The organism is Blastomonas ursincola (genome assembly GCF_013607875.1).
Lineage (GTDB): Bacteria > Pseudomonadota > Alphaproteobacteria > Sphingomonadales > Sphingomonadaceae > Blastomonas > Blastomonas ursincola.
In genome coordinates this window covers 59,350-84,452 of sequence record NZ_VDES01000004.1, presented here as the reverse complement: position 1 = coordinate 84,452, position 25,103 = coordinate 59,350, and the positions used below count along the sequence as shown (strand labels likewise).

General features: G+C 65.6%; 27 protein-coding genes and 1 tRNA gene. 13 read left to right on the top strand and 15 right to left on the bottom strand.

The window, feature by feature from the left end:
- The first annotated feature begins 2 nt into the window (after positions 1-2).
- Both puhE and hemA read left to right on the top strand, forming a co-directional pair.
- A complete protein-coding gene (gene puhE, locus FG486_RS17195; protein ID WP_066279424.1) occupies positions 3-791 on the top strand; it encodes a putative photosynthetic complex assembly protein PuhE in 789 nt (262 codons plus the stop codon).
- Between the two features lie 15 nt (positions 792-806).
- Positions 807-2,027 carry a 5-aminolevulinate synthase gene (hemA, locus tag FG486_RS17190; protein ID WP_137775660.1) on the top strand — a complete coding sequence of 407 codons (1,221 nt, stop codon included), beginning with the start codon at positions 807-809 and terminating at the stop codon, positions 2,025-2,027.
- A 188-nt stretch (positions 2,028-2,215) separates the two neighbouring features.
- On the opposite strand, the gene FG486_RS17185 is transcribed toward hemA, so the two are convergent.
- Positions 2,216-2,728: a c-type cytochrome gene (locus tag FG486_RS17185; protein ID WP_060979767.1), complete on the bottom strand. Its 513-nt coding sequence runs from the start codon at positions 2,726-2,728 to the stop codon at positions 2,216-2,218.
- Between the two features lie 275 nt (positions 2,729-3,003).
- Between FG486_RS17185 and FG486_RS17180 the strand changes: the two genes are divergently transcribed.
- Positions 3,004-3,366: a hypothetical protein gene (locus tag FG486_RS17180; RefSeq protein ID WP_060979766.1), complete on the top strand. Its 363-nt coding sequence runs from the start codon at positions 3,004-3,006 to the stop codon at positions 3,364-3,366.
- 68 nt (positions 3,367-3,434) lie between these two features.
- On the opposite strand, the gene FG486_RS17175 is transcribed toward FG486_RS17180, so the two are convergent.
- The gene (locus FG486_RS17175) at positions 3,435-4,118 is read right to left on the bottom strand and encodes a 2OG-Fe(II) oxygenase (RefSeq protein ID WP_181268467.1); all 684 of its coding nucleotides are present in this window, start codon (positions 4,116-4,118) and stop codon (positions 3,435-3,437) included.
- A gap of 118 nt (positions 4,119-4,236) precedes the next feature.
- Positions 4,237-5,181, bottom strand: a complete 945-nt coding sequence (locus FG486_RS17170) for an RcnB family protein (protein ID WP_241695887.1) — start codon at positions 5,179-5,181, stop codon at positions 4,237-4,239.
- A gap of 305 nt (positions 5,182-5,486) precedes the next feature.
- On the opposite strand from FG486_RS17170, the gene FG486_RS17165 reads away from it, so the two are divergent.
- The 3 genes from FG486_RS17165 (at position 5,487) to FG486_RS17155 (ending at position 7,820) form a co-directional block, all read left to right on the top strand.
- A complete protein-coding gene (locus FG486_RS17165; RefSeq protein WP_181268466.1) occupies positions 5,487-6,152 on the top strand; it encodes an MOSC domain-containing protein in 666 nt (221 codons plus the stop codon).
- A gap of 11 nt (positions 6,153-6,163) precedes the next feature.
- Positions 6,164-7,363 (top strand): dipeptidase, encoded by a 1,200-nt coding sequence (locus FG486_RS17160; protein ID WP_241695886.1) that lies wholly within the window; start codon positions 6,164-6,166, stop codon positions 7,361-7,363.
- Positions 7,364-7,439: 76 nt separating this feature from the next.
- Positions 7,440-7,820 (top strand): hypothetical protein, encoded by a 381-nt coding sequence (locus FG486_RS17155; RefSeq protein WP_137775658.1) that lies wholly within the window; start codon positions 7,440-7,442, stop codon positions 7,818-7,820.
- Positions 7,821-7,949: 129 nt separating this feature from the next.
- Here FG486_RS17155 and FG486_RS17150 read toward each other — a convergent pair whose 3' ends face one another.
- The 5 genes from FG486_RS17150 to FG486_RS17130 all read right to left on the bottom strand — a co-directional run bounded on the left by FG486_RS17150 (position 7,950) and on the right by FG486_RS17130 (position 12,015).
- A complete protein-coding gene (locus FG486_RS17150) occupies positions 7,950-8,255 on the bottom strand; it encodes a WYL domain-containing protein (RefSeq protein WP_066284766.1) in 306 nt (101 codons plus the stop codon).
- A gap of 72 nt (positions 8,256-8,327) precedes the next feature.
- Complete coding sequence (gene accC / locus FG486_RS17145; RefSeq protein WP_181268465.1) at positions 8,328-9,689, bottom strand: acetyl-CoA carboxylase biotin carboxylase subunit; 1,362 nt, start codon at positions 9,687-9,689, stop codon at positions 8,328-8,330.
- 4 nt (positions 9,690-9,693) lie between these two features.
- Entirely contained in the window at positions 9,694-10,155 is a 462-nt protein-coding gene (gene accB, locus FG486_RS17140; protein ID WP_171007770.1) for an acetyl-CoA carboxylase biotin carboxyl carrier protein, read from the bottom strand.
- Positions 10,156-10,314: 159 nt separating this feature from the next.
- Positions 10,315-10,755 (bottom strand): type II 3-dehydroquinate dehydratase, encoded by a 441-nt coding sequence (gene aroQ, locus FG486_RS17135; protein ID WP_066284769.1) that lies wholly within the window; start codon positions 10,753-10,755, stop codon positions 10,315-10,317.
- 60 nt (positions 10,756-10,815) lie between these two features.
- Positions 10,816-12,015, bottom strand: a complete 1,200-nt coding sequence (locus FG486_RS17130) for an FAD-dependent monooxygenase (RefSeq protein ID WP_181268464.1) — start codon at positions 12,013-12,015, stop codon at positions 10,816-10,818.
- A 101-nt stretch (positions 12,016-12,116) separates the two neighbouring features.
- Between FG486_RS17130 and FG486_RS17125 the strand changes: the two genes are divergently transcribed.
- Positions 12,117-12,722: a DUF6445 family protein gene (locus FG486_RS17125; RefSeq protein ID WP_181268463.1), complete on the top strand. Its 606-nt coding sequence runs from the start codon at positions 12,117-12,119 to the stop codon at positions 12,720-12,722.
- 9 nt (positions 12,723-12,731) lie between these two features.
- On the opposite strand, the gene FG486_RS18310 is transcribed toward FG486_RS17125, so the two are convergent.
- Complete coding sequence (locus FG486_RS18310; RefSeq protein WP_277817010.1) at positions 12,732-12,866, bottom strand: hypothetical protein; 135 nt, start codon at positions 12,864-12,866, stop codon at positions 12,732-12,734.
- A 140-nt stretch (positions 12,867-13,006) separates the two neighbouring features.
- Between FG486_RS18310 and FG486_RS17120 the strand changes: the two genes are divergently transcribed.
- Positions 13,007-13,081 (top strand) — tRNA-Thr (locus tag FG486_RS17120).
- 16 nt (positions 13,082-13,097) lie between these two features.
- Here the strand turns inward: FG486_RS17120 and FG486_RS17115 are convergent.
- The 3 genes from FG486_RS17115 to FG486_RS17105 all read right to left on the bottom strand — a co-directional run bounded on the left by FG486_RS17115 (position 13,098) and on the right by FG486_RS17105 (position 14,963).
- A complete protein-coding gene (locus FG486_RS17115; RefSeq protein WP_181268462.1) occupies positions 13,098-13,685 on the bottom strand; it encodes an NADPH-dependent FMN reductase in 588 nt (195 codons plus the stop codon).
- 45 nt (positions 13,686-13,730) lie between these two features.
- Positions 13,731-14,588, bottom strand: a complete 858-nt coding sequence (gene purU, locus FG486_RS17110) for a formyltetrahydrofolate deformylase (protein ID WP_181268461.1) — start codon at positions 14,586-14,588, stop codon at positions 13,731-13,733.
- Positions 14,589-14,651: 63 nt separating this feature from the next.
- Positions 14,652-14,963 (bottom strand): GNAT family N-acetyltransferase, encoded by a 312-nt coding sequence (locus FG486_RS17105; RefSeq protein ID WP_066284773.1) that lies wholly within the window; start codon positions 14,961-14,963, stop codon positions 14,652-14,654.
- A gap of 214 nt (positions 14,964-15,177) precedes the next feature.
- On the opposite strand from FG486_RS17105, the gene infC reads away from it, so the two are divergent.
- Positions 15,178-15,723 carry a translation initiation factor IF-3 gene (infC, locus tag FG486_RS17100; RefSeq protein WP_082751251.1) on the top strand — a complete coding sequence of 182 codons (546 nt, stop codon included), beginning with the start codon at positions 15,178-15,180 and terminating at the stop codon, positions 15,721-15,723.
- A gap of 23 nt (positions 15,724-15,746) precedes the next feature.
- Here the strand turns inward: infC and FG486_RS17095 are convergent, their stop codons facing one another.
- Together FG486_RS17095 and FG486_RS17090 are read right to left on the bottom strand one after the other, a co-directional pair.
- On the bottom strand, positions 15,747-17,309 hold the full coding sequence (locus FG486_RS17095; protein WP_181268460.1) for a DUF4139 domain-containing protein: 1,563 nt from the start codon (positions 17,307-17,309) through the stop codon (positions 15,747-15,749).
- A gap of 141 nt (positions 17,310-17,450) precedes the next feature.
- On the bottom strand, positions 17,451-18,857 hold the full coding sequence (locus FG486_RS17090) for a DUF4139 domain-containing protein (protein ID WP_181268459.1): 1,407 nt from the start codon (positions 18,855-18,857) through the stop codon (positions 17,451-17,453).
- A gap of 106 nt (positions 18,858-18,963) precedes the next feature.
- On the opposite strand from FG486_RS17090, the gene xth reads away from it, so the two are divergent.
- The gene (xth, locus tag FG486_RS17085) at positions 18,964-19,737 is read left to right on the top strand and encodes an exodeoxyribonuclease III (RefSeq protein ID WP_181268514.1); all 774 of its coding nucleotides are present in this window, start codon (positions 18,964-18,966) and stop codon (positions 19,735-19,737) included.
- Between the two features lie 130 nt (positions 19,738-19,867).
- On the opposite strand, the gene FG486_RS17080 is transcribed toward xth, so the two are convergent.
- The gene (locus FG486_RS17080) at positions 19,868-21,481 is read right to left on the bottom strand and encodes a M23 family metallopeptidase (RefSeq protein ID WP_241695885.1); all 1,614 of its coding nucleotides are present in this window, start codon (positions 21,479-21,481) and stop codon (positions 19,868-19,870) included.
- Between the two features lie 243 nt (positions 21,482-21,724).
- Here FG486_RS17080 and FG486_RS17075 point away from each other — a divergent pair, with 243 nt between their 5' ends.
- The 3 genes from FG486_RS17075 to fdxA all read left to right on the top strand — a co-directional run bounded on the left by FG486_RS17075 (position 21,725) and on the right by fdxA (position 25,094).
- A complete protein-coding gene (locus FG486_RS17075; protein WP_181268458.1) occupies positions 21,725-24,289 on the top strand; it encodes a helicase-related protein in 2,565 nt (854 codons plus the stop codon).
- The gene (locus FG486_RS17070) at positions 24,282-24,602 is read left to right on the top strand and encodes an RNA-binding S4 domain-containing protein (RefSeq protein WP_241695884.1); all 321 of its coding nucleotides are present in this window, start codon (positions 24,282-24,284) and stop codon (positions 24,600-24,602) included. The genes FG486_RS17075 and FG486_RS17070 overlap by 8 nt, the downstream gene beginning before the upstream one ends.
- 153 nt (positions 24,603-24,755) lie before the next feature.
- Positions 24,756-25,094, top strand: a complete 339-nt coding sequence (fdxA, locus tag FG486_RS17065; protein WP_023837599.1) for a ferredoxin FdxA — start codon at positions 24,756-24,758, stop codon at positions 25,092-25,094.
- The last annotated feature ends 9 nt before the right edge of the window (positions 25,095-25,103 follow it).

The window sequence follows — 25,103 nt, the reverse complement described above, 5'->3', positions numbered from 1 at the left end:
CCATGAGCCTGCACGGCCATATCCTGCCTGCGTTCATCGTGCTGCTGGCCTGGTTCGGCAGCACGGGCGTGGTCGCCTGGCTCGCCAATCGCGGCAAGGCGACCTTCGCGCGCAGCCTCTCCTGGGCGGGCTTTGCCGCGGGCATCTGCCTGTGCGTCATCGTCTGGGCAGCGCATGGCCATGGCGTGGGCGGTCCTTCGGCGCTCGATGCGTATATCAGCTTCGGTGCAGCGCTGGTCATCTGGGGCTGGCTCGAACTGACCTTCCTCACCGGCATCGTCGCCGGGCCCCGCCGCACCGCCAGCGATCCGCAGGCGCGCGGCTGGCGGCGCTTTGCCGATGCCGCCGCGACGCTGATCCATCACGAGCTTGCCATTGCCGTGGTCATGGTGATGCTGGTCTCGCTCACCTGGAACAGCGCCAATCCCACCGGCGCGGTGATCTTCAGCCTGCTGTTCGCGCTGCGCCTTTCGGCCAAGCTCAACCTGTTCGTCGGCGTGCCGAACATGAGCGACGAGATCATGCCGGGGCATCTCGAATATCTGAAGACCTATTTCGGCCCGCGCCGCCTGCACGGTGCGTTGGCCTTTAGCCTGGTCGCGCTGGCGGCGCTGTCGCTCTGGCTGGGCGCGCGTGCGCTCGCCGCGCCCGATGACAGCTTTGCCGCCGTCAGCGCGACCTTGGTGTTCACGCTCGCAGCGCTCGGCGCGCTCGAGCATCTGTTTCTGGCGCTGCCGTTTCGCGACGGCGCGCTCTGGCGCTGGGCCTTGCCCGACGCTCGCAAGGGATAAAGAAGGAGAGTGGTTATGGACTATGAGGGGTTTTTCCAGAGCGAAATCGATACGATCCGCGACGAGGGCCGCTATCGCATCTTCGCCGAGCTGGAACGCCATCGCGGCCGCTTTCCGCACGCCACGCGCTATACCGATGAGGGGACCGACGAGGTCACCGTCTGGTGCTCGAACGACTATCTCGGCATGGGCCAGCACCCCGATGTGCTGAAGGCGATGCACGACACGCTCGACCAGTGCGGCGCGGGTGCGGGGGGCACGCGCAACATCTCAGGCACCAACCACCACCATGTGCTGCTCGAGCGCGAACTCGCCGATCTGCACGGCAAGGAGGCGGCGCTGCTGTTCACCTCGGGCTATGTCTCGAACTGGGCCGCACTCGGCACGCTCGCGGCCAAGCTCCCCAATTGCGTGGTGCTGTCCGACGCGGGCAACCATGCCTCGATGATCGAGGGCATCCGCCACAGCCGCGCCGAATGCCTGAAGTTCAAGCATAACGATCCCGAAGATCTCGACCGTCTGCTCGCCGGCGTCGCGCCGGGCCGACCCAAGCTGGTCGCGTTCGAGAGCGTCTATTCGATGGACGGCGACATCGCCCCGATCGCCGAGATTCTCGACGTGTGCGAGAAGCACGGTGCGATGAGCTATATCGACGAGGTTCACGCAGTCGGGCTCTATGGCCCGCGCGGTGGCGGCATTGCCGAGCGCGAAGGCCTGATGGACCGGATCACCGTGATCGAGGGCACGCTGGGCAAGGCGTTCGGCGTGATGGGCGGCTATATCGCCGCTTCCGCAGCCTTGTGCGATTTCGTGCGCAGCTTCGCCAGCGGCTTCATTTTCACGACGGCGCTGCCGCCCGCGCTCGCCGCCGGGGCCACCGCCAGCATCCGCCACCTCAAGGCCAGCCAGATGGAGCGCGCGCGCCACCAGGAGCGCGTCGCCAAGGTGCGCAAGCGGCTGGACCTGATGGGCATTCCCCATCTCGACAATCCCAGCCACATCATTCCGGTGATGGTCGGCGATCCGCACAAGTGCAAGCGGATCAGCGACTGGCTGCTGGAAAATCACGGCATTTACGTGCAGCCGATCAACTATCCCACCGTGCCCAAGGGGACCGAGCGGCTGCGCATCACGCCCTCGCCGGTGCACAGCGATGGCGATTGCGACAAGCTGCTCCACGCGCTGAGCGACATCTGGTCGCAATGCGAACTGGCGCGGCGGGCCGTGGCGGCCTGAGCGCTACCGAAGCACCCTCGTCATGCCCGCGCACGCGGGAATCCCGCTTTTTCGTCTGACATCGGAAGAGGAAGCGGGACCCCCGCCTTCGCGGGGGTGACAATGAAGTGGCATGGTGCCCCCAACAAAAAAGGCCGCCCCTTTCGGAGCGGCCTTTCGTGTTTCGGCGCAAACCGTGATCGGGTCGATCAGGGCTGCTGCAGATAGGCGATGAGGTCGGCGCGCTTCTGCGCGTCGGGCAGGCCTGCGAACACCATCTTGGTGCCCGGCACCACGCGGGCGGGCTTTTCCAGATACTGGAACAGCTTTTCCGGGGTCCAAGTGATGCCGCTGTTCTTGTTGGCGGGCGAATAGTTGAAGCCTTCGACCGAACCGGCGGCACGACCGACAATACCAGCGAGCGAGGGACCGACGCGGTTCTGGCCGGCTTCCTTCACGTGGCAGGTCTTGCACTGCACGAACACCTTCTCGCCTTCAGCGGCGTTGCCGGTGAAATCGGCAAGCTTCTTGCCATCGAGGGTGTCGGTATTGTCCGCGGCGGGCGCTTCGGCAGCAGCCGGGGTCGCGGCAGGGGTTTCGGCGCCAGCGTCAGCGGCCGGAGCGGCGGCTTCTTCTTCGGCCTTGGGGGTTTCGCTGCCGCCCGAGCAGGCGGCCAGCATAGCAACGCCAGCGAGGACGCCGGCATAGCGCAGTGCATTCATTCTGGACATGAACTCTCCTCTTGCTCGGCGACATTCGCCCTGAAGCAGCGGTCAATATAGACGAGCCGGACCCGTTGAAAAGTGGGGAAGGCTGCGGATGAACGCCAGATGAAGAAAAATGTTCATCGAAAATGGCATCCGGCGTGAAAATTTACGCATTTTGGGCACAACTGCGCCCGGGCGCCCCTGTCCAGCGCCCAGCCGCACCAAGGCGCCTACCTGAATCGGTACACGATGCGTTGGAGGGCAATGGGGGCGCTCAAAGGAGACGAACGATGAGCAAGCTGATCCGCAATGCCCTGGCAGGGACGCTGCCGCTGGTGATCCTGGCTCTGCCCGCCCAGGCCGGAACCCCTCGCACCCTCCCGGCGCGCGATGGTGCCCATGCGCCGCCGATCCGGACCGAACCGGTGCAGGGCGTGTATAACCAGTCCTGGTACAATTATGTCGCCGACATCAACGAGGCCGACAAGGAACTCACCAGCGATCTCAAGCGCGCGACCGACCGCGAGGACCGGGCCGATGCCTGGGAGGAATACGAGGTCGAGCTGGCCGATGCCGACAAGGATTACGTCAAGGAAATGCGCCAGCGCGGCTACAAGGTCGGCCGAGTGACGGTGCTCGCCTATAACGATTGAGCAGCCCCATGAGCTGTGGGTCTCGGCCCGTCTCCAGGCTCAGCGGAGGCGGGCCGCCTCAGGTGCGGCTAGACCCAGAAACCCCGCCGAAACCATTTGGTGACGATGTATTTCGTGCCTGCCGTCACCGGATTGCCGCTGTGCAGCAGATAGGGATTGGGCCGACCGTCCAGGCCCATATTGTTCCAGATCAGCAACATGCCCGTGCGCGGCAGCATCTTGAATGACAGTTGCGGGAACTCGGTTTCGCCCCCGCCCTGCGGCTCGTTGAGGAAGACCATCGCGGTCCAGCTGCGCTGCCCGCCCTTGTTGCGCTCTTTCTGCCAATAGGGCTGGTCGGTATGGAAATAGTCGTGATGGGCCTTGAACTGCTGGCCGACGGCGTAACGCTGGCCCTGCAGCGTTTCGCCCCGCCGCGAGTCGATGCCCATCAGCCCGCAGATGCGATCGTCAATGCGCAGCACATCGGGGTGCCAGCGGTCGAGATTGCAGCTGTAGCTCGTCCGAAAATCGTTCTGATCCGCGCCGGCGCCTGCGCGATACAGCTCCGAGGGGATCGCATCGGCATCGATCATGCGGATGAGGTCGGCGCATTCGCCGGGGGCCATGAAATTCTGATAGCAATAGATCTGCATCGGAACCTTCACATCGTCGAACGCGATGCGCTGGACGCGCGGATGGGCATCGAGCTTGTCGCCCACTTCGCGGCCGATCCTGGCCAGTTCGCGCCGATGCAGAAAGTCGCTGATCATGGCCGGGGGGATGGCGCGCGCGCCCTGTGCCTGTCAACCCGGGCAGTCGTGAAAAGGAAAGACCCGCCGGATGGCTCCGGCGGGTCTTGCACAGGTCGCAGCATGCGCGTTGCGAGACTTACCAGAAAAAGTCGTTGATCACATCAACAACCTGCCCGGTATAGATGTCCACCAACAGGACATCGCCATAATAGCGGACCCAGCGATACTGGCCATAAGCCGGGGGAAGGCGATAGGCCCAGGGGTCGTTGATCCAGAAACTGCTGGCGAAAAACGGTGCGCCCAGCGTGAAGCCGATGCCCAGGCGGCGATAGTTCCAGCCGCGCACCGGCGGGTAATAGCGCCCGACATTGAAGAAGGCGCGGTTCTGGTTGCGCCAGCCATACCAGTCATAGCGCCGATCGTTGCGCCATCCGCGATCCCAGCCTCGTCCGCGACCGTCCCAGCCGCGCCGGTCCCAATCGCGACCGTTCCAGCCCCGATCGGCCCAACCGCGCCGATCCCATTCGCGCCGATCCCAGTCGCGGCGGTTGTCGCGATAATCACGGCGGTCGTCGCGCCTGTCTGCACGGAAATCGCGGCGATCATCCCGGCGATCGCGGCGGAAATCTCGCAAGTCTCCGCGCTGGTCGCGGCGGAAATCCTGGCGATCATCGCGCCGGTCGGCGCGGAATTCGGGCCGCGTCACGACGCCGTTGCGGAAATCCTGCCGATCTGCGCGGCGCTCCTGGCGGAAGTCGCGCAGATCACCGCGCTGCTCGCGGCGCAGATCCTGTCGGTCGCCGCGGCGTTCCTGACGGAAATCCTGCCGGTCGGCACGGCGTTCCTGACGGAACTCGCGCGGCGTATCGATCCGCGCGGTGCCGATGGTGTTGCGACTCTGCCCGCGGAACTCGCGGCCGCCACCGCCGCGCGGGCCGCGAAACTCGCCGCCGCCCCGGCGTCCTTCGCGCTGCTGTGCCGCAGGCTCGAGCCCCGTTGCCATGGCGATACCGGGTGCGGGCGCCTGGGCCGCCAGGTCGGCGGCTTCGGCCCTGTCCGACGTCCATAGCAGACTGGCCAAAGCCAGCGCTGCAAGCCCTGCCGGCAGCCGGACATGGCGCGCTTGCGGGCAGGAATGGGCGAGGGGGGAGGGGGATGCTTCAAGGATTGGTGACATGACCAAAATCGACCTTTCGATAATGGCCTGGGCAATCGTGTCGGCAACCACGCGGCACAGGACTGTTGATACTGCAAGGCCATTACAAAGCGGCGCCTGACCCTCAGCTTAACCAATATCGTATACTTTAGAGGCGGTTGTATAGCTATGCCGTCGAAATGAAGGAATTGCATTGCACGCTGAGTAATTCAAGCGTAGCTTGCAACTGCATGAGTTCGCAAGCGGTCCGCGTCCTGGCGCTGCTCACCGGCAAGCCCCGCCCTTTTCGTGAGGATGGCACGATGAGCGCCATTGCGCGCCAGCCGGCGACCGGTCCGGTCATGCTGGGCGAGCTGGGTTTCGAAGGCGATCAGGTGGCTGATCCGGTACACCATGGCGGCCCGGACATGGCGATACACCATTATCCGTTCGACCATTATGCCTATTGGCAGCAGAAGCTCGATTCGCACAAATTGCTGCAAAAGCCGGGTGCGTTCGGCGAGAACATCTCGACGCGCGGGCTGGTCGAAAGCGAGATGCGCATCGGCGATCGCTTTCGCCTGGGCCAGGCGCTGGTCGAACTGACCAAGGGACGCCAGCCCTGCTGGAAGCTGGATCATCGCTTCGGCGTCTCGGGCAAGCAATCGGTCATGGCAGAAATCGTGCGCACCGCGCGTTGCGGTTTCTATTATCGTGTGCTTGAACCCGGGCTTGTCCAGGCAGGCGATGTCATGCGGCTGGTAGAGCCGGGGCCGTCGGCCTGGACCGTGGACCGCGTGTTCCGGCTGCTGGTCGGCGGGCAATACAAGGCAGAGCCAGAGGCCGTGCGCAAGCTGGCCGATCTGCCCCAGCTCGCCGCCGATTGGCGCAAGCGTGCGGCCGCGCTCGCCGATTGAAGGGAAAGCACATGAAATCGACGCACCGGCCGATGCTGGGGCTGATGCTGGCTTCGGCCTGCATGGCAGGTCCTGTGGCTGCGCAGGACGCCAGCGACCCCGCCGCAATCCACCAGTCGATCCTGACGCTCGACACGCATCTCGACAGCCCGGCCAATCTCGACCAGCCCGGCTGGCGGATTACCGACCGGCACGATGTTCTGGCCGACACGACGCAGGTCGATCTGCCGCGGATGATCGAAGGCGGCCTCGATGGCGGTTTCTGGGTCATCTATACCGATCAGGGCCCCAATGACGCGCGCGGCTATGCGGTAGCGCTGGCGCATGCGCTCAAGCGATTGCACCAGATCCACGATTTCGTCGCCGCCAATCCGCAGAGCTTTGCGATCGCGACCAAATCGTCGGATGCGGCGCGCATCGCCGCAGCGGGGCAGCGCGTGATCTATCTGTCGATGGAAAACAGCTATCCGCTCGGCAACGACATCGCCAATCTCGATGCCTTCTACCAGCTCGGGCTGCGCATGGCGGGGCCGGTGCACAATGGCACCAACCAGCTTGCCGATTCGACCAATGGCGAGGCGCTGCACGGGGGCCTCAGCGATCTCGGCAAGGCCTGGGTGCGCGAGGCGAACCGGCTGGGCATCATCATCGACGCCAGCCATGCCGCCGACAGCACCTTCGACCAACTGCTCGAGCTTTCGAAAGCGCCCATCATCCTTTCGCATTCGGGGCCCAAGGCGCTGCACGATCATCCGCGCAACCTCGATGACGCGAGGCTCAAGGCGCTCGCGGCCAAGGGCGGGGTGATTCAGGTCAACAGCCTCTTCCTGTCGCCCGACAAGCCGCGTCCGACGGTCGATGCGCTGCGCCCGCAGATCGAGACCGCCGATAGCCTGCCGCCAGAGGAACGCACCGCGCTGATGAAGCAATGGGCCGAGGCCAATGCCGCCGAGCCGCGCTCCGATACCGATTTCGACCGCTACATGCAGGCGATCTTCTATTGCATCGATCTGGTCGGGGTCGATCATGTCGGCATCGGTGCTGACTGGGATGGCGGTGGCGGGGTGATCGGCCTCAACCAGATCAGCCAGATCCCCAAGATCACCGAGGCGCTGCTGAAGCGCGGCCTGTCGCGCGAAGATGTCGAGAAGATCTGGAGCGGCAACGTGCTGCGCGTGATGGCCGAGGTGGAACGCGTCGCGGGCAAATAGCCGGCCCGGGGCTATTTGCGTGCCTCGCGCGCGGAATTGCGGTAAGCTCCCGGGGAAGACCGGATGGGAGAAGGCCATGACGCGTCGGATTTCCAGCTCCTTTGCGATGCTGATCGCGGCCCTGGTGTCGCTGTCCACGGCCTCGCTGGCCGCGCCCGAACGCAAGCCCGATCTCGCCGATCTGGTTGCGGGGACCTATGTCGGCGACATCATTTCCGATGCGCGCGGCTCCTCGAAATCTGGGGTGACGATCACCGTCACCCGCGTCGCCAAGGACCGGGTGGCGATTGCCTGCGATTGCGCGCGCATCCCCAAGGTCGAAATCCCGATCGAACGGGCGATGGACGCGATCCTCGCGAGCAGCGGGCCGCATGTCTTCCTGATCGAGAACCAGCGCGACCCGCGCCGGCTCAGCCTGACCATCGATGACGCGTCGCTGAGCCTGGAAAAGCAGTAACCCTTGCCTCTTGGGGCACCCAGCCCTCGTCATTCCCGCGAACGCGGGAATCCCGCTTTTGCGCTCATGCCGGAGAAGGAAGCGGGACCCCCGCCTGCGCGGGGGTGATGAAATTGGGCAGACGGAAGACTACGCCATCTCGACCGCGAACAGCGTTTTGCCCTGATAGCGCTCCTCGTCGGGATTGAACACCGGCTGAAGGTCGAACTCGTGCGCGGTCAGTGCGAGGTCGCCCAGTCCGTCGAGCTTGAACGCGCTGACTTTCAGCTCGCGCGGGGGCTTGCCGTCGCGCTCGAGCGTCACGCCATCGAGATAGAGCTGGTCGTGCTTTGTATACAGGATGTGCGGCGCCAGCCTAATGCGCTGCCGGTTATAGGTCGCCTCGAGGCATTTGCGTAGCGCGATGGCTTCCAGGATGGTCTTGTTTGTATCCATCGCGACAATATGACCAATGCTGCACCGCGTTTCAACGGAAAATTGTGCGGTGCAGCATAAGTCCTGATGGCGTCACGCCTTTTCCTCGGCCTCCAGCTCGGCCAGCCATTGCTCGAGCCACTTGATCGTGTACTCGCCCGACAGGAAATCGGGTTGGTCGAGCAGCGCCTGGTGCAGCGGGATGGTGGTCTTGACGCCCTGCACTACGAATTCCTCGAGCGCGCGCTTCAGGCGCATGATGCAGCCCTGGCGGGTGCGGCCATAGACGATCAGCTTGGCGATCATGCTGTCGTAATAGGGCGGAATCTTGTAGCCCGCATACAGACCGCTATCGACGCGCACATGCATGCCGCCCGGCGGGTGATAATAGCTGACCAGGCCGGGCGAAGGCGCGAAGGTGCGCGGGTCCTCGGCATTGATGCGGCATTCGATGGCATGGCCGCGAAACTCGATCTCGTCTTGGCGGACCGAGAGCGGATGGCCTTCGGCAATGCGGATCTGTTCGCGCACCAGATCGACCCCGGTGATCGCCTCGGTCACCGGATGCTCGACCTGAAGCCGGGTGTTCATCTCGATGAAGTAGAACTCGCCATTTTCCCACAGGAACTCGATCGTGCCCGCGCCGCGATAGCCCATGTCCGCCATCGCCTTGGTGACCACGCCGCCCATGCGTACGCGCTCCTCGGGCGTGATGACCGGCGAGGGGGCTTCCTCGAGCACCTTCTGGTGGCGGCGCTGCAACGAACAGTCGCGCTCGCCTAGGTGAATGGCATTGCCCTTGCCGTCGCCGAAGATCTGGAACTCGATATGGCGCGGGTTGCCGAGATATTTTTCCATGTACACGGTGTCATCGCCGAAAGCCGATTTGGCCTCGCTGCCCGCCTGCTGCATTAGCGTTTCGAGCTGGTCCTCGGACGGGACCACCTTCATGCCGCGGCCGCCGCCGCCCGATGCCGCCTTGATCAGCACCGGATAGCCGATCGATGCGGCGATGATCTTGGCCTCGTGGATGTCCTTGATCGCGCCGTCGGAACCAGGGACCAGCGGCATGCCGAGCGCGCCGGCGGTCTTCTTCGCCTCGACCTTGTCGCCCATGGTGCGGATATGTTCGGGCTTGGGGCCGATCCAGATGATCTTGTGCGCCTCGACGATCTCGGCGAACTTGGCATTTTCCGAGAGGAAGCCATAGCCGGGATGGATCGCGTCGGCCTGGCTGATCTCGGCCGCCGAAATGATGTTGGCGATGTTGAGATAGCTCTGGCCGGCGGGCGGCGGCCCGATGCACACCGCCTCGTCGGCGAGGCGCACGTGCATCGCATCGGCATCGGCGGTAGAGTGCACCGCGACCGTCTTGATGCCCATCTCGTGCGCTGCGCGGTGGATGCGCAGCGCGATTTCGCCGCGATTGGCGATCAGGATCTTCTTGATGGCCATGGGCTTACTCGATGACGACCAGAGGCTGGTCGAACTCGACCGGCTGGCCATCCTCGACCAGGATCGCGGTAACCTTGCCCGCGCGTTCGGCGGTGATCGGGTTCATCACCTTCATCGCCTCGATGATCAGCAGCGGGTCGCCGATCTTGACCGTCGCACCGACGCTGACGAACGGCGCGGCACCCGGTTCGGGGGCGAGATAGCTGGTGCCGACCATCGGCGACTTGACCGCGTTCGCCATCGAGGGCGCTGCTGGCTCTGCCGGGGCGGCAGGCGCCGCGGGCGCGGCGGCCGGGGCAGCAACGGGTGCGGGTGCTGCGGGGACCGCAACGCTGGCGACCGGTGCGGCGCTGATCGTGCGCGCGACGCGGATCTTGCGATCGCCGTCTTCCACCTCGATCTCGCTCAGCCCCGTCTCGCCCAGCAGTTCCGCCAGTTCGCGCACCAGTTTGCTGTCGATGTTCATGCCGCCTCCCTGTTTGTTATTGCTGCTTTTGCCGCTTGGTGATGCCATGGTCCTGCGCCCTTTATTCTGCTTTTGATCAGGGGCGGCTCTTTGGCTGCTCCCGTGCGTAATTTCAATCGCTCACCCGCATCATGCCAGCAGACGCGGGGGCGTCAAAGCTCATAACTGCGCTGCGGCCTCCAGCGCCAATAGATAAGACGTTGCGCCAAAGCCGCAGATCGTGCCTTTGGCTGCGCGCCCGACGAACGACACATGGCGAAAATCCTCGCGCGTGTGCGGGTTGGAAAGGTGCACCTCGATCACCGGCGTGGTGATCGAGCGGATCGCATCGAGCAGCGCCACCGATGTGTGGGTATAGGCGCCCGCATTCAGCAGCACCGCCTTTGCGCCGGTCGCCTGCGCCTCGTGCAGCCAGTCGACCAGATGGCCCTCATGGTTGGACTGGCGCATGTCGATGGAAAGGCCCAGCGCCTGCGCGCGGTCTTCGAGCTGACCTGCAATATCGTCGAGCGTGTCCGATCCGTAGATTTCCGGCTCGCGCAGGCCCAGCAGGTTGAGATTGGGTCCGTTGAGAACGAAGATGGTGGGGTGATCGGCCATGGGGACTTTCCGTTCGCTGGCCGGATGCCGCGAGATGCCCCTATGCGGGAAACCGCCGGGTTAGGCAAGAATCCCGCTGTGGACGCTCAGCGGGCCGCCGCCATAGAGCCAGTCCCAGCGCGCCATCACCGCATCGGGCCTGGCGCTGGCCGCGCGGCCGAGCGGCAGCCGCATCGCCAGCGTGGCCAGCGGATTGCCTTCGTGAAAATCCACCCCGTTCGAACGCGCCATCGCCTGGATGCGCGCGGTGCGCGGCTGGCGCAGCGCGAAGAAGCGGGAAAGCGCAGGTTCGATCGCTTCGCCTTCTAGTGGGAGCAGCTCTGCCAGCGCGTATCCGTCCTCGATCCCCATGGCCGCACCCTGGGCAAGAAAGGGCAGCATCGGGTGGCAGGCATCGCCGATCAGCAGCGCCCGATTCCGGTGCCAGGCGCGCATCGGCTTGCGGTCGAACAGTGCCCAGCGCAACGGGCGCTCGACCCGCGCGAGCAGCGGCGCGAGTGCGCTCCAACCGGCGAAATCCGCGCACAGCCGGTCGGCATCGCCCGGCAGGTTCCAGCCCTCCTCGCGCCAGTCGGATTGCTCGGTCACCGCGACCAGATTCACCAGATTGGGCCGGATGCGATAGGTCACCGCATGGCGGCGCGGCCCGAGCCAGGCCCCCACGCCGGGGGGCGGTGCGGCGGGGTCGGCGGGATTGATCCGCACCAGCGCGCGCCAGGCGACATGGCCGGTAAAGCGCGGGGTTTCCGGCCCGAACAGATGCGCGCGCACCGCAGATCGGACGCCGTCTGCGCCGATCAGCAGGTTGGCGGTCAGCGTCTCGCCCGATGCGGTGGTGACGGCAACGCCGTCCGCGCGATTATCTATCGTGGCCAGTTCCGTGCCGAGGTTCAATGCACCGGGGCCCGCCTGTTCGAGCGCCTCGGCCAGGATCGCCACCAGATCGGCGCGGTGCAGCGTCACATAGGCCGCGCCCCAGCGCCGCCTCGCCGCATCACCCAGCGGAACCTTCAGGATCTCGCGCGCGCTGCGGCCATCGCGCAACGTGATCGCCGCCGGGCTCTGTCCCGCCGCGGCCACCGCCTCGCCGATGCCCAGCGCATCCAGCACGCGCATCGCATTGGGGCCGAGTTGCAGGCCTGCGCCCACCTCTTCGAGCGCGGGGGCCTGTTCGATGATGCGCACGTCATGCCCCTTGCGCGCCAGCGCCAGCGCAGCGGCCAGCCCGGCAATGCCAGCACCGGCGATCAGGATGCGCATGGATTGGACCGGGGGCAGGGCATAAACCCGTTTAGCGCGCCATCGCCATCATGCAACCGGCGGTCTTTCGCACGGGCCCATCCGCCGCTATGCCAGCGGTCATGCTGCCCTCGCTGCTCATCATCGATGATTTCCTGGCCGATCCGCACGGCGCGCGTGCCGCTGCGCTCGGCCTTGGCTACGACCCTGCGACGCGCAAGGGCAATTATCCCGGCACGCTCTCGTCCGCGCCGCTTGGCATCGCCGGGCTCGAGGCGGCGGTGGCGCGGATCATCGGCGTTCCCGTGGTGCCGCAGCCGGGAACGACGCACGGCCATTGCCGCCTGACGCTGAAGGGCGATCGCGGGGTCAGCGGCGTGCATATCGACCCGTGCTTCTATTCGGGCATCCTGTACCTGAGCCGCGACGAGGACGCGCGCGGCGGCACCGATTTCTTCCGCCACAAGCGCACCGGGCTCGAGAAAGTGCCGACCGATCCGCTGGCGCTGGCGCAAAGCGGCTATGCCGACGCCAATGCGCTGGTCGAGGATGTCGTCAACCGCGACACCTTTCATGCTGCGAAATGGGAGCGCGTGATGCGCGTGCCGATGCGCTTCAACCGGCTGATCCTGTTCAGCCCGTGGCTGTTCCACAATTCGGCGGACGGATTCGGCACCACCGGCGAGAACGGCCGCCTGGTCCATCTGCAATTCTACGCGCGCGGCTGACCCGCCCGCTTACGATTCGCCGTTTGCGTTCATCGCGCGGGCCTGCGCCTTTCTGCGGCGAAGATTCTCGCGCAGATTGGCGGCAAGCCTCGCCTTGCGCTCTTCGGCAGGGGTCAATTTCGGCGGGGCTGGCGGCTTTTCCATCGGCTTTGCTGCATATCGTCGCACAGGCGCATTTGGCAAGACTGGCGAGGGTTGACAAACCATCGGCACCTGCGCATAGGCGCAGGCCTTGCGAGCGGGCAGCCACGGCGACCCGCTCTTGCAAGCCTGCGAAATGGTGTGCTGCTGTAGCTCAGTGGTAGAGCGCATCCTTGGTAAGGCTGAGGTCGGGAGTTCAATCCTCCCCAGCAGCACCATTTCGCCCCTCCCTTTTCAGTATGGCGGCTTCACCCGCTCTTTCTGCGCAGCGGCGGCGTCTGCCCACCAGGTCAGTTCGTCGGCGAACTTCCCGAAGCTCCGCTCCAGCGCCGCGCCGCCCGATCCGATCGGCTGGCCCTGCTCGTCGAGCGTCTGCGTGATCTGCCCGACCGAGATCATGCTGGGGATCACCACCATGCCCATTTCGGATAGCGTGGGGTGCCAGGCCTGGCCGGCGCGCACGCCAGCAAAGCGACCGGCGGAATAGGTGGCGAGCGCGGCGGGTCGCCAGAACCACTGTTCCAGAAAATGGTCGGTCAGGTTCTTGAGGCCCGGCTGCACGCCCCAGTTATATTCGCCCGCCACAAACAGGAACGCGTCCGCCGCCTCGATCTTTTTCGCAAGGTCCTGCATGGCCACCGGCGCGGTGCCGGGCTCGTATTCCTTGTACATCCGGTCGAGCATCGGCAGCCCGACCGCCTTGGCGTCGATCAGCTCGGCCTCGACCCCGCGCCCGCCGAAGCGGCGTACGCAATAATCGGCGAGCCGTATTCCCGCCCGGTCCGAGCGGTATGATCCATAGAGCACCAGCAGTTTCTTCATCGGCAATCTCCTGTCCCGGACGATACGGTCGGACTGCCGCACGGTTCAATCGGTAAACACCACCGTCTTGGTCCCGTTGAGCAGGACGCGGTCGGCCAGATGGTGCCGCACCGCGCGCGCGAGCACGCGCCGTTCGATGTCGCGGCCCTTGCGCACCAGCGTATCGGGCGAATCGGCATGCGTGATCTGCTCGACATCCTGCGCGATGATCGGACCTTCATCGAGATCGGCAGTGACATAATGCGCGGTGGCACCGATCATCTTCACTCCGCGCGCATGCGCCTGGTGATAGGGCTTCGCCCCCTTGAAGCCGGGCAGGAAGCTGTGATGGATGTTGATGCAGCGGCCCGAAAGGAACGCAGCCAGATCGTCCGAAAGGATCTGCATGTAGCGCGCGAGCACGACCAGTTCGGCCCCGGTCTCTTCGACCACGCGCTTGATCTCCGCCTCCTGCTCGGCCTTGGTCTCGCGCGTGACGGGCAGGTGGTGGAAGGGAATGCCGCCAAGGTCCAGCCCGGCCAGCGACTCGACCGGATGGTTGGAGACGATGCCGACAACGTCCATCTGCAATTCGCCGATTCGCCAGCGATAGAGCAGGTCGGCCAGGCAATGGTCGAACTTGGAGACGAGGATCAGCACCTTGCGCGGCGTGTCGGCGAGGCGAAGCGACCAGTCCATCGCATATTCCTGCCCGAGGTCCTGGAAGCGTGCGTCGAGCGCTTCGGTCAAGGTGTCGGGCAGCGTGAAGACCACCCGCATGAAGAAGCGCCCCGTCTCCTGATCCTCGAACTGCGCGGCCTCGCGGATGTTGCCGCCGGTGGCGAACAGCAGGCCGGTGACGCGGCTGACAATACCGGGGCGGTCGGGGCAGGACAGGGTCAGGATGTGCAGTGCGTCGCTCATGTTCGGCCTTGGGTTCGCATTGGATCCCATGCTGTTGCCAAGAGCGCGCGCTCGCGTCGAGCCTTAATCTGCCAGCACGTCGTTCCATTCCGGGTGCCGCCGGAAGGCCGCGACGACATAGCTGCAGCGGGGAATCACCTTCCACCCCTGTGCACGTGCCGTATCGATGAGCGCATCGACCAGCTTGCCGGCAATGCCCTGGCCGCGCATCGAATCGGGTACATAGGTGTGGTCGGCGCTCACGCGTCGCACGCCGCCGACGGCCGGTGCTTCGGCATAGGTCAGTTCCGCTTCGGCGCCTTCGGCGCGATAGACGAAGCGCCCGTCCGGGCCTGCGGTTTCGTGATCGATGGTGATCTGTTGGGGACTGTCCATGCGGCTGCTCCTTGCGCAATCATCGCCTCGCCCCGATATGGAAAGGGCATAAGGGATCGGCAAGAAGACGCCTGGAGGCGTCCAATCGTTGCGCGATTGCAACGCTTGCCACGATTCTGGCGGCGCAAATGGCGCGTTATCCGCACGAAACCCTTTATCTATCAGCTGACTTGGCTTATATCGCGCGCTCGAAGAAACATCAGGAGATTTCGCTATACGTCCGCCAGCACCCCGTCGCGGCCTTGTTCTGCCACCCAAATCCGGCCCGCGCTTCAATCAGTTCATCCAGTCGCCCCAGGTTCGGGTGATCGATGAGAATGGCGAAAATCTTGGCGTATTGCGTACAGCAGATGCGATAGAACGTGCCGCAGCCGTGGGCCTCGACCTGGTCGAGGTCTCGCCCAATGCCGAGCCGCCCGTCGCCAAGTTCCTCGATGTCGGCAAGTACAAGTACGAGGCCCAGAAAAAGGCCAATGCCGCCCGCAAGAACCAGAAGACGCAGGAGATCAAGGAGATCAAGATGCGTCCGAACATCGATGACCATGACTATATGGTCAAGATGAAGAAGGTTCATTCGTTCATCGACGAAGGCGACAAGGTCAAGATGACGCTGCGCTTCCGCGGGCGTGAACTGTCGCACCAGCAGCTCGGCATGGCCCTGCTCCAGCGCGTGCAGGAAGACGTCAAGGAAATCGCCAAGGTGGAGGCCTATCCGCGCATGGAAGGCCGCCAGATGCTGATGGTGCTGGCACCCAAATAAGGGCGCGCGCCGGTTTCCAGCTTTCAGCGATATTTCGAGCGGCTCTGGTAGCTGATCGTGACACTGTCATTGGCGGGCACGGTCACCTGCCAGACATGCTTGCCGTCCTTGCGAATCAGCTTGCCCGTCGCCTTGCGGATATCGGTATCGGCGATCTGCGCAAGGTCGATCTCGGCGGTGACGGGCTCGGCATTGGCATTGGTGAGCACCAGTTTTTGCGTTTCGGGAGCACGGTCGCTAGCGCCAGGCTGGGTTGTGCTGGTGAGAAGCACTGCATCGCTCTGGCCGATGGTGAATTTTACCTCCTGCCCGATCGCATAATCGCGCATCCGGCCCTGGCCGATTAGCAGGCCGTTATCGCGCGACCCATCGAACACTGCGACCCGGCCTGAGGGCAGCGGCAGGCCAAGCCCTGTGGCCGTCTTGTTGTCCATGCGCAGTTCGATCTGCAATGGGGTGGGGAAGACCCGGTTTCGTCCCGCATATCCGCGATAAACGAGTCGTGCTGGCACATTCGCTTTGGACAGCAGTTTGACCTGCTTCTGCCCCTTGGCCGCGACCGTTGAGCGGAAGGGGACGCGGTAAAGCTTGAGATCGCCCAGTTCCTCGAGCTCGGCTTCGACATTGCGCGATGCGGTGACCATGATCGCGTCCGCCTCGCCGCGCACCGCGCCGGTGCGTGCGCGCATCGGGGCCATGGCTGGGGGAGGTGGAGGAGGCGGCGGCGGGGGGGGCGGCGGAATGTCGTCAATCCCCTCTGCGGTGCTGCCGCGCGGCCAGCACTGGATGTAGAGAGGCGTCGCCTGCGGCCGGTCGGCGAGGTTGCGCATCGGCTGGCGGGTGTTGAGCGTGCCCGCGATCACCAGCAGTTCGGCATCGGCAAAGCTCTCGGCATTGCCATTGGCGAGCGTCAGCCAGGAAAACAGGTCGAGCGACTTCCCGTCCGCGCCCAGTTTCACGACATAATCGGCGTTCCAGTCGAACCCGGAGGCGAGATAGGTCAGGGTCACCTCGACAGTCGCGGCCTGAGGCGAGACGGTATCGACCGACAGCACCGGCGTCGCGAACAGCCCCCCGGGCAGGTTTTCGTAGATCACCTTTTCGGGCAGGCCCGAACATTGCAGCGCCTCGATCCCCGCCTCGGTCTGCACCACCAGCGCGCCCTGTGAGCCGCTGCGGATCACCGCCGGTTGCTCGGTCACCTTGCCGGTCGCCGGATCGGTGCGTTTCAGCGTCACCCGGTTGCCGAGCGTGCCGTCGATCAGCGCGCCGGGCGAGAGCAGCTTCTTGTCGCGGTTCTGCTCGACGATCCCGCCGGGCAGCCCGCGCACCACGGCGGAGACCGCGACCATGCCCTCGGCCACGCCCGCAAAGCGGATGGTCGAGGGGCCTGCGGGTACGCTCACCATGCGCTTCTCGGTCACCACCGCAAAGCCGCCCAGATAGCCGAGGTTCATCCCCCCGCCCTGACCGCGCTGCGGATCGCGATAGATGGTGACCGCGACGGAGTCGGGTTTGGCCGAGATGATCTCGGGGCGGGTCTGGGCTTGGGCGGGGGGAAGGCAGGGTGAAAGCACGAACGCCACCAATGCCCCAAGCACCCACCTCCGTTTGTCCCGAGCGTGTCGAGGGACCTCGCGCAACTGGTGGCGACCACGTCCCTCGACTTCGCTCGGGACAAACGGGAAGGGGGATGGGCGCACCGTGCTGGCCTTATCCGCCTGCCCTCAATACCGCGTCTCGAAGGTCGCGGTGACCTCCGCGCTGCCGTTCGCGGGCACGGTCACCGCCCAGACCACCGCGTCGCTGTTGCGCCGCTCGCTCTTCTGGCTCTCGGTGACGATGCGCGTGTCGGTCCAGCCGAAATCGAGGCCCGATTGCATCAGATCGACCGTGACCGCGCCGTCGCGCGCGTTGGTCAGTTCATAGCGCATGCTGGTCTGCCATTTGCTGCTCGACAGCCGCTTGCGCTCGACTACGGTGGACTTCACCTTGACGTCGAACGCCTCGCCGGTCTTGAGCGCCAGCGCGCTGCCCATCGGCGTGTGACCGATGCCGTTCTCGCCGATGAACTGCGGCGATCCGCGCTGGTCGCGCTGGTAGAAGCGCACGCTGCCTGCGGGCAGCGCATCGCCCAGGCCCCCTGACTTGCTCGAGCTGAACTTGACCACCGTGTCCGCGCTCTGCGGCTCGTTCATGCTCGCCAGCCAGCCAACGCGATATTCATAGGCGCGCATCGCCGGCACGCCCTGCACGTCGAGGAAACTGATCTGCTTGGTCTGGCGATCGGCAATCGTCGTGCGGCCGACGGGGTAGAGATAATAATCGCCCAGCCGCTCGCGGTTCGCTGTCTCGGTCCCGGCGCTGCGGATGTTGCCGCGCCGGTTGCCGAAGCCCGATGCGCCCTGCGGATTCCCTGCGACCAGCAGCGTATCGGCATTCTTGTACGTCGTGCCGGAGCTGTTGGACAGCGTCACCCAGCCCTGCACGTCGATGCTGCCCCTGGCCTCGTCGAACAGCGCGACATAATCCGCTGACCAGCCCAGCCCGCCGGTGAGATAGCGGATCGCGGCGTCGCGCTGTCCGGCACGCTGGCTGTCCACGATGATCGAGAGCGTCGGGCGCGCGCGCAGATTGTCGGGCACCTTGTCGAACACCGCGCGCACCGGCAGGCCATCGTCGCGCAGCACCTCGATGCGATTGCCGATCTGGACGACCACGCCCTCATTGACCGACAGCACCTTGGCGCGCTCGCGCGTTTCCGCGCCGGTCGCCGGGTTGGTGCGAATGAGCGTGATTGTCTCGCCCACCGCCTTTTCCATCAGCTTGCCGGGGGTGAGCAGGTCATAGTCGAAATTCTGCTCGACGATCGTCGCGCCCTCGGCGGAAAAGCTCACCGTTTCAGGCTGGATCTGCGCGGAGACATCGGGAAACTCGATCCGGCTGGTGCCGCTGGCGATGTTCAGCCTGCGGATGTCCTGCACCAGCGAGGTGCCGCCATTATAGACGGTGACCGAGACATTGCCCTGCGTGCTCGGGCCATCGGGAAGGCTCGCATCCTGCGCCAGCGCCGGGCCGAGGGCGAACAGGCCGAGCGCAGCCGCTCCGATCGAGAACCGAGACGAACGCCGCATGATGACCTCCCCAGATATGTCGCTGGATCGTGGCTTATGCGGGCGCAAATGAACAGGGGCTAAATGGCTGGGCAAGCGCCGATGCTGCGGCTAAGACACCCGAATGCTGCGCATCGCCTCGTACAATATCAACGGCATCAAGGCCCGCCTGCCGCGCCTGCTCGAATGGCTGGAAGAGACCCGCCCGCATGTCGCCTGTCTGCAGGAGATCAAGACGCAGGATGAGGGCTTTCCAGCCTCCGAGTTCGAGAAGCTCGGCTATGGCGCGATCTGGCACGGGCAGAAGGGCTTTAACGGCGTCGCCATCCTCGCGCGCGACGCGCAGCCGGTCGAGGTGCAGCGCGGGCTGGAGGGTGAACCCGAGGACGAGCATTCGCGCTATCTGGAAGCCGATGTGCATGGCCTCCGCGTCGCGTGTATCTACCTGCCCAACGGCAATCCGCAGCCGGGCCCCAAGTTCGATTACAAGCTGCGCTGGATGGAGCGGCTGCGCAAGCGCGCGGCACAGATCCTGGCTGAAGAGGTGCCCGCGGTGCTGGCAGGCGATTACAATGTCATTCCGCGCGACAATGACGTTTACTCGGTCCGCGCCATGGCCAGCGACGCGCTGATGCAGCCCGAAAGCCGCGCCGCCTATCGACGCATCCTCGCCGATGGCTGGACCGATGCGATCGGCACGCTGCGCCCCGGCGGCGGGGTGTGGACCTATTGGGACTATCAGGCAGGAGCCTGGCAACGCGACCATGGCTTCCGCATCGATCACCTGCTGCTCAACCCCAGCGCCGCCGACCGGCTGAGCGCGATCGGCGTCGACAAGGATCACCGCGGCCGCGAAAAGGCCAGCGACCATGCGCCCACCTGGGTCGAGCTACGGGATTGACTGCTCACGCCCCGTCATCCTGAACTTGTTTCAGGATTCATCCTGCATCCGCAACCGAAGCCGCATTGGGCAAAATGGACCCTGAAACAAGTTCAGGGTGACGGAAGAGCGGCAAGCCTTGTATTTGCGATCAGGTAATCGTCGTCCCGTCGATCCGCTCGATCTCGCGCTTGGGTTCGTCGCTCTTCGCGGCAGGCGGTGGGCTCAGCGATTGCAGCGCGGCACCCGGCGCCACGCCGAGCAGCTGCTTGAGGCGTGCACGGAAATTGGCGAGTTCGCTGCCCGAAAGCTGCGCGCGGGTGGTGAAGCGGACCGAATTGGGGTCGACCGCGCGGCCACCGCGATAGAGCTCGTAATGCAAATGCGGGCCGGTCGAAAGGCCGGTCGAACCGACATAGCCGATCACCTGGCCGCGCCGCACGCGCATGCCGTTGCTCACCGCGATGCGGCTCATATGGCCATAGCCGGTGGCGATATTGCCGCCATGCGCGATGCGGACGAAATTGCCGTATCCGCCCTTGCGCCCGGCATAGTTCACCACGCCGTCCGCCGTCGCATAGATCGGCGCGCCCGAACTGGCCTTGAAATCGATGCCGCTGTGCATGCGGCGGAAGCCCAGGATCGGGTGGCGGCGATAGCCGAAGCCCGAGGTGACCGCGCCGTTGACGGGGCGGGCGAACTCGCCGCGCGTCTCGCCGACGCCCGAGGCCTCGAACCACTGGACGTTGTTGCCGGTCTTCCAGCGCAGCATCTGCGCGCGCGGCTTGCCGCCGCGTTCGAGGCCTGCATAGAGCAGGTCGCCGAGTTCGACCTCGCCGGTGGCGGCGCGCTTGTAATCGACGATGATGTCGAACTGGTCGGTCGAGCGGATGTCGCTGCCGATCGACAGCTGCGTCGCCAGTGTGCGGAGATAGGCCTGGATCGCCGAGGGCGGTGCCCCGGCGGCGCGCGCCGAACGGTAGAGGCTCGAGCCGACCGTGCCGCGGATGCGCAAGGGGGTCGCGTCGACGAGGATGGGCTTCTGCACCAGATCGAGCGCCGAGCCTGCGCGGACGATTTCGACATTGAGGTCGAAGCGCGCGCGGAAGGCAATGAGCTCGACCGGGCGCGGCTGGTTGCGCGCGAAGCGGCGGCCAAGCGTGATGTCGATGCGGGTGCCGTCACGAATGTCGTCGAGCGGTACCACCGAAGAGACGAGGTTCGCGACCGCCTGCGCATCGCCGGTGCCCACGCCCGCGCGCTGCATCACGCGCAGGAAGCTGTCGCCGCGTCCGATCGTGGCAGCCAGTTCGATCGTCGGGCGCTCGGGGGCCTGGCGCAGCGCGACCACGGCATCGGTCGCGCCCATGGCATGCCCGGTGTCGCTACCGAACGCCATCGGCATGATCATCTGGCTGCGCAATTCCTCGCGCGCGACCGGGGCAGGGGCAGTTGCGGCGGCACCGATGGGGCTGACCCCGGGGAACACGGCATAGGCTCCGGTGCACAGCAGGCACAGGGTGCCGAGCCCGCGAAACCATTCGAGGCTGCCGATATTCTGGCCGAGATCGGGCGTCCAGTTGGTGTCGTGGATGAACTGGCGGGTGCGCAGCAGCCGCTCCTTGAGCGCCTTGATACCCGTCGCCGGGGCGGGCAGGGCTGGGGCAGGCTGAGCGGGCCGGGTCGGCGTCGGGAGCACATCGGCCAGCGATAGTCTGGCACTGGCGGCACCGGCCCCCAAAAGCTGTTCGCGTTGCTGAAACAAGACCGACCCCTTGCCGCCATTCCTCCCGCGCTGCTCCCAAAGGACCGGCACGATGGCGTTTCCTCGCCGCAATCTGTGTGGACATGACCGGTTAAAGTCAAATTAACCCGGGGTGTAAAACCCTGTCTCCGGGACGAGCGGTGCAAGAAGACCGATCAGCGGCGCAACCTATCCACAGGGCTTTGCATGCGGGTCTTGCAATGCCCGTGTGCTGCCATGATGTAGGGAATGGAGGCTGCTCCCATGACCCGATTTTCGCCGAGCCCTGTCACCGCCGTGCTGGGCCCGACCAACACCGGAAAGACGCACCTCGCGATCGAGCGGATGTGCGCGCATTCCAGCGGCCTGATCGGTTTTCCGCTCCGTCTGCTGGCGCGCGAGGTCTATGACCGTGTGGTGAAGATCAAGGGGCCGAACGAGGTCGCACTGGTCACCGGCGAGGAGCGCATCGTCCCGCCCGGCGCGCGCTGGTTCCTTTCCACCGCCGAAAGCATGCCGCTCGATCAGGGGCGCGATTTCGCCTTTGTCGCGATCGACGAGGCGCAACTAGGCGCGCATCCCGAACGCGGGCATGTGTTCACCGACCGCGTGCTCAACGCGCGCGGGCGCGATGAGACCATGATCCTGGGTTCCGAAGCCTTGTCGCCGATGATCCGCGCACTCGTGCCCGATGCCGAGATCATCGGCCGCCCACGCTTTTCGACGCTGAGCTATGCCGGGATCAAGAAGCTCTCGCGCCTGCCGCCGCGCAGCGCGATCGTCGCCTTCTCGGCCGAAGAGGTCTATGCCGTGGCCGAGATGCTGCGGCGTTTCAGAGGCGGCGCGGCGGTGGTCATGGGCGCGCTGAGCCCCGCCACGCGCAATGCGCAGGTCGCAATGTACCAGGCGGGCGAGGTCGATTATCTCGTCGCCACCGATGCGATCGGCATGGGGCTCAACATGGATGTCGAGCATGTCGCCTTCGCCTCGCTGCACAAATATGACGGCGCGCGCCGCCGGCGGCTGACCCTGTCGGAAATGGCGCAGATCGCCGGGCGCGCCGGGCGGCACCAGCGCGACGGCACCTTCGGATCGGTCGCGGGGCATCACGATGCGCAGTTCACAGACGAGGAGATCGAGCGGATCGAGCAGCACAGCTTTCCGCCGCTCAAGTCGCTGTTCTGGCGCGAATCCCGGCTGCGCTTCGACAGCCTGAGCACGCTGATCGCCGATCTCGAGCGGTTGCCCTCGAGCCCGGTCCTCAAGCCCGCGCCCGAGGCGATCGACCTTGCCGTGCTGCGCCGCCTGGCCGACGATTCCCAGGTCGCAGCGAGCGTGCGCGGACAGGCGGCGGTGCGGCGCTTCTGGTCGGTGTGCTCGCTGCCCGATTTCCAGCATCGCGGCGCGGAGCATCACGCGAATTTCGTCAGCCAGCTCTGGCAGCATCTTGGCCAGGGGCTGGGGCATATCCCGGTCGATTTCATCGCGCGCAAGATTGCCGATCTCGATTCGGTGCAGGGCGATGTCGAGAAGCTGGGCGCGCGCATCGCGGCGATCCGCACTTGGGCCTATGTCGCGCAGCGCCGCGACTGGCTCGCCGATCCCGCCGAGATGGCGGGGCGCGCGCGCGAGGTCGAGGAGCGATTGTCCGACGCGCTGCACCGCGCGCTGGCGCAGCGCTTCGTCGACCGGCGCACCGCGGTGCTGCTGCGGGGCCTGGGCGGCGATGCCTCGCTGCTGCCGGTCACGCTCGAAGAGGGCGATGCGATCTGCGTTGATGGCGAACCGATCGGGCATCTGAGCGGCTTTTCGTTCGTCGTCGATGCGCAGGCGCGGCTGGCCGACCGCAAGCTGCTGGTCGCCGCTGCCGACCGCCATCTGCCCGGATTGCTCGCGCGGCGCGCGCGCGATCTGATCGCCGATGGCGCGAAGGCGCTGGGGATCGGCGCGGACGACAAGGGGCGTCCCGCGCTGTTCTGGCGCGGTCAGCGCATCGGCCTGCTGGTGCGCGGCCCTTCGCTCGGCCATCCGCGTTTCCAGCCCGACCGTGCGCTCGACGCCATTCCGCGCCCCGATCGCGAGGCGTTGTTGGCGCATGTCACGAACTGGCTCGAGGCGCATCTCAAGAAGGCGCTCGCCCCGGTGCGCGCGCTGACCCGGGCGGCGGAGGACAAGCGCTGCTCGGGCCCGCTGCGCGCGCTGCTGGTGCAACTGGTCGAGGCGGGCGGGGCCATCGCGCGGAGCGAGGCCGAGCCGCTGATCGCCGCGCTCGATACGCCTTCGCGGCAGGTGCTGCAGCGGCTGGGCGTGCGTCTGGGCAGTCTCGACATTTTCTGCGCTGCGATGATCCGGCCCGATTGCCAGGCGATGCTGCGGTTGATGCGCGCGATACGATCGGGCGGAGCACTACCGCAAGCACTCGATCCTGCCGTCGAGAGCCTGCGCGCGGTCGTTCCGACATCGGCGCTGCCGGGCGACGGGCACCCGGCCTATCGCGCACTCGGCGATCAGGGGCTGCGTGTCGACATGGCAGAAAAGCTGATCCGCGCCGCGCATGATGGCAAGGGCGAGGCGCAGAGCTTCGCCATCGATCCTGCGCTCGCCATCTCGATGGGGCTCAGCACCACCAATGCCGAGCGGCTGATGCGCGCGGCGGGCTTCCGGCGCGAGGCCGCACCGGCGGGTGCCGGGGCCGACGCAGCGACGGACAGGCAAAGGTTATGGCGCTGGCGGGGGCTGGCGCGGAAAAAGGCTCAGGGCCCAGCGGCGGGACCGGAGGATCGGGGACATTTTGCCGCGCTGAAGGAATGGAAGGTGGCGATTGGCTGAAAAGGGCGGCGGAGCATCCTCATCGATCGGCAGCGCGGGCGCGCACATGCGCATGGACCTGCTGCTCTGGTATCTGCGGCTGGTGCGTAGCCGATCGCAGGGCAAGTTGCTCGCCGAACAGGGGGTGATCCGCAGCAATGGCAACCGCGTCGTCAAGGCGCACCACGCGGTGCGCTGCGGCGACATTCTTACCGTCCCCCAGGGCTCGCGCGTGCTGGTGCTGCAGATCGACCAGCTGCCCTGGCGGCGCGGCCCGGCGGACGAGGCGCTGGCCTGCTACAGCGAACCGACCGAAGCGCGTGCGACGGGATAAAGCGGGGCTTTGGCACCCCAAGGCAGCGCCATATTGACGCATCGGCCTTGTCACAATAGCAAGGCGGCCAGAATCACCACGGCATCACCATGCCATCATCACGCCCGACCGGTGCCCCGCGCCGGTGCGCATTCAGGGGAGCGATCACAGCCGATGACCTATGTTGTCACCGACGCCTGCATCAAGTGCAAATATATGGACTGCGTCGAAGTCTGTCCGGTGGACTGCTTCTACGAGGGCGAGAACATGCTGGTGATCAACCCCAGCGAGTGCATCGACTGCGGCGTGTGCGAACCCGAATGCCCTGCCGAGGCGATCTTGCCCGATACCGAGGACGGCCTGGAAAAGTGGCTCGAGCTCAACACCAAGTTCAGCGCCGAATGGCCCAATATCACGGTCAAGCGCGACAGCCCGCCCGATGCCGATGAGTACAAGGGCAAGGAAGGCAAGTACGAAGCCTATTTCTCGCCCGAACCCGGCGAGGGCGACTGATCCGTTTTG

What these genes read in the sequence shown, in the direction of transcription:
- FG486_RS18310 (WP_277817010.1), bottom strand. Translation starts at nt 12,866, where the DNA reads ATGGAAAAGCCGCCAGCCCCGCCGAAATTGACCCCTGCCGAAGAGCGC.
- FG486_RS17155 (WP_137775658.1), top strand. Translation starts at nt 7,440, where the DNA reads ATGACGCGTCGGATTTCCAGCTCCTTTGCGATGCTGATCGCGGCCCTG.
- FG486_RS17175 (WP_181268467.1), bottom strand. Translation starts at nt 4,118, where the DNA reads ATGATCAGCGACTTTCTGCATCGGCGCGAACTGGCCAGGATCGGCCGC.
- FG486_RS17160 (WP_241695886.1), top strand. Translation starts at nt 6,164, where the DNA reads ATGAAATCGACGCACCGGCCGATGCTGGGGCTGATGCTGGCTTCGGCC.
- aroQ (WP_066284769.1), bottom strand. Translation starts at nt 10,755, where the DNA reads ATGGCCGATCACCCCACCATCTTCGTTCTCAACGGACCCAATCTCAAC.
- purU (WP_181268461.1), bottom strand. Translation starts at nt 14,588, where the DNA reads ATGAGCGACGCACTGCACATCCTGACCCTGTCCTGCCCCGACCGCCCC.
- FG486_RS17130 (WP_181268464.1), bottom strand. Translation starts at nt 12,015, where the DNA reads ATGCGCATCCTGATCGCCGGTGCTGGCATTGCCGGGCTGGCCGCTGCG.
- FG486_RS17115 (WP_181268462.1), bottom strand. Translation starts at nt 13,685, where the DNA reads ATGAAGAAACTGCTGGTGCTCTATGGATCATACCGCTCGGACCGGGCG.
- FG486_RS17125 (WP_181268463.1), top strand. Translation starts at nt 12,117, where the DNA reads ATGCTGCCCTCGCTGCTCATCATCGATGATTTCCTGGCCGATCCGCAC.
- accB (WP_171007770.1), bottom strand. Translation starts at nt 10,155, where the DNA reads ATGAACATCGACAGCAAACTGGTGCGCGAACTGGCGGAACTGCTGGGC.
- FG486_RS17090 (WP_181268459.1), bottom strand. Translation starts at nt 18,857, where the DNA reads ATGCGGCGTTCGTCTCGGTTCTCGATCGGAGCGGCTGCGCTCGGCCTG.
- accC (WP_181268465.1), bottom strand. Translation starts at nt 9,689, where the DNA reads ATGGCCATCAAGAAGATCCTGATCGCCAATCGCGGCGAAATCGCGCTG.
- hemA (WP_137775660.1), top strand. Translation starts at nt 807, where the DNA reads ATGGACTATGAGGGGTTTTTCCAGAGCGAAATCGATACGATCCGCGAC.
- FG486_RS17165 (WP_181268466.1), top strand. Translation starts at nt 5,487, where the DNA reads ATGAGTTCGCAAGCGGTCCGCGTCCTGGCGCTGCTCACCGGCAAGCCC.
- fdxA (WP_023837599.1), top strand. Translation starts at nt 24,756, where the DNA reads ATGACCTATGTTGTCACCGACGCCTGCATCAAGTGCAAATATATGGAC.
- puhE (WP_066279424.1), top strand. Translation starts at nt 3, where the DNA reads ATGAGCCTGCACGGCCATATCCTGCCTGCGTTCATCGTGCTGCTGGCC.
- FG486_RS17185 (WP_060979767.1), bottom strand. Translation starts at nt 2,728, where the DNA reads ATGAATGCACTGCGCTATGCCGGCGTCCTCGCTGGCGTTGCTATGCTG.
- FG486_RS17150 (WP_066284766.1), bottom strand. Translation starts at nt 8,255, where the DNA reads ATGGATACAAACAAGACCATCCTGGAAGCCATCGCGCTACGCAAATGC.
- FG486_RS17105 (WP_066284773.1), bottom strand. Translation starts at nt 14,963, where the DNA reads ATGGACAGTCCCCAACAGATCACCATCGATCACGAAACCGCAGGCCCG.
- FG486_RS17075 (WP_181268458.1), top strand. Translation starts at nt 21,725, where the DNA reads ATGACCCGATTTTCGCCGAGCCCTGTCACCGCCGTGCTGGGCCCGACC.
- FG486_RS17180 (WP_060979766.1), top strand. Translation starts at nt 3,004, where the DNA reads ATGAGCAAGCTGATCCGCAATGCCCTGGCAGGGACGCTGCCGCTGGTG.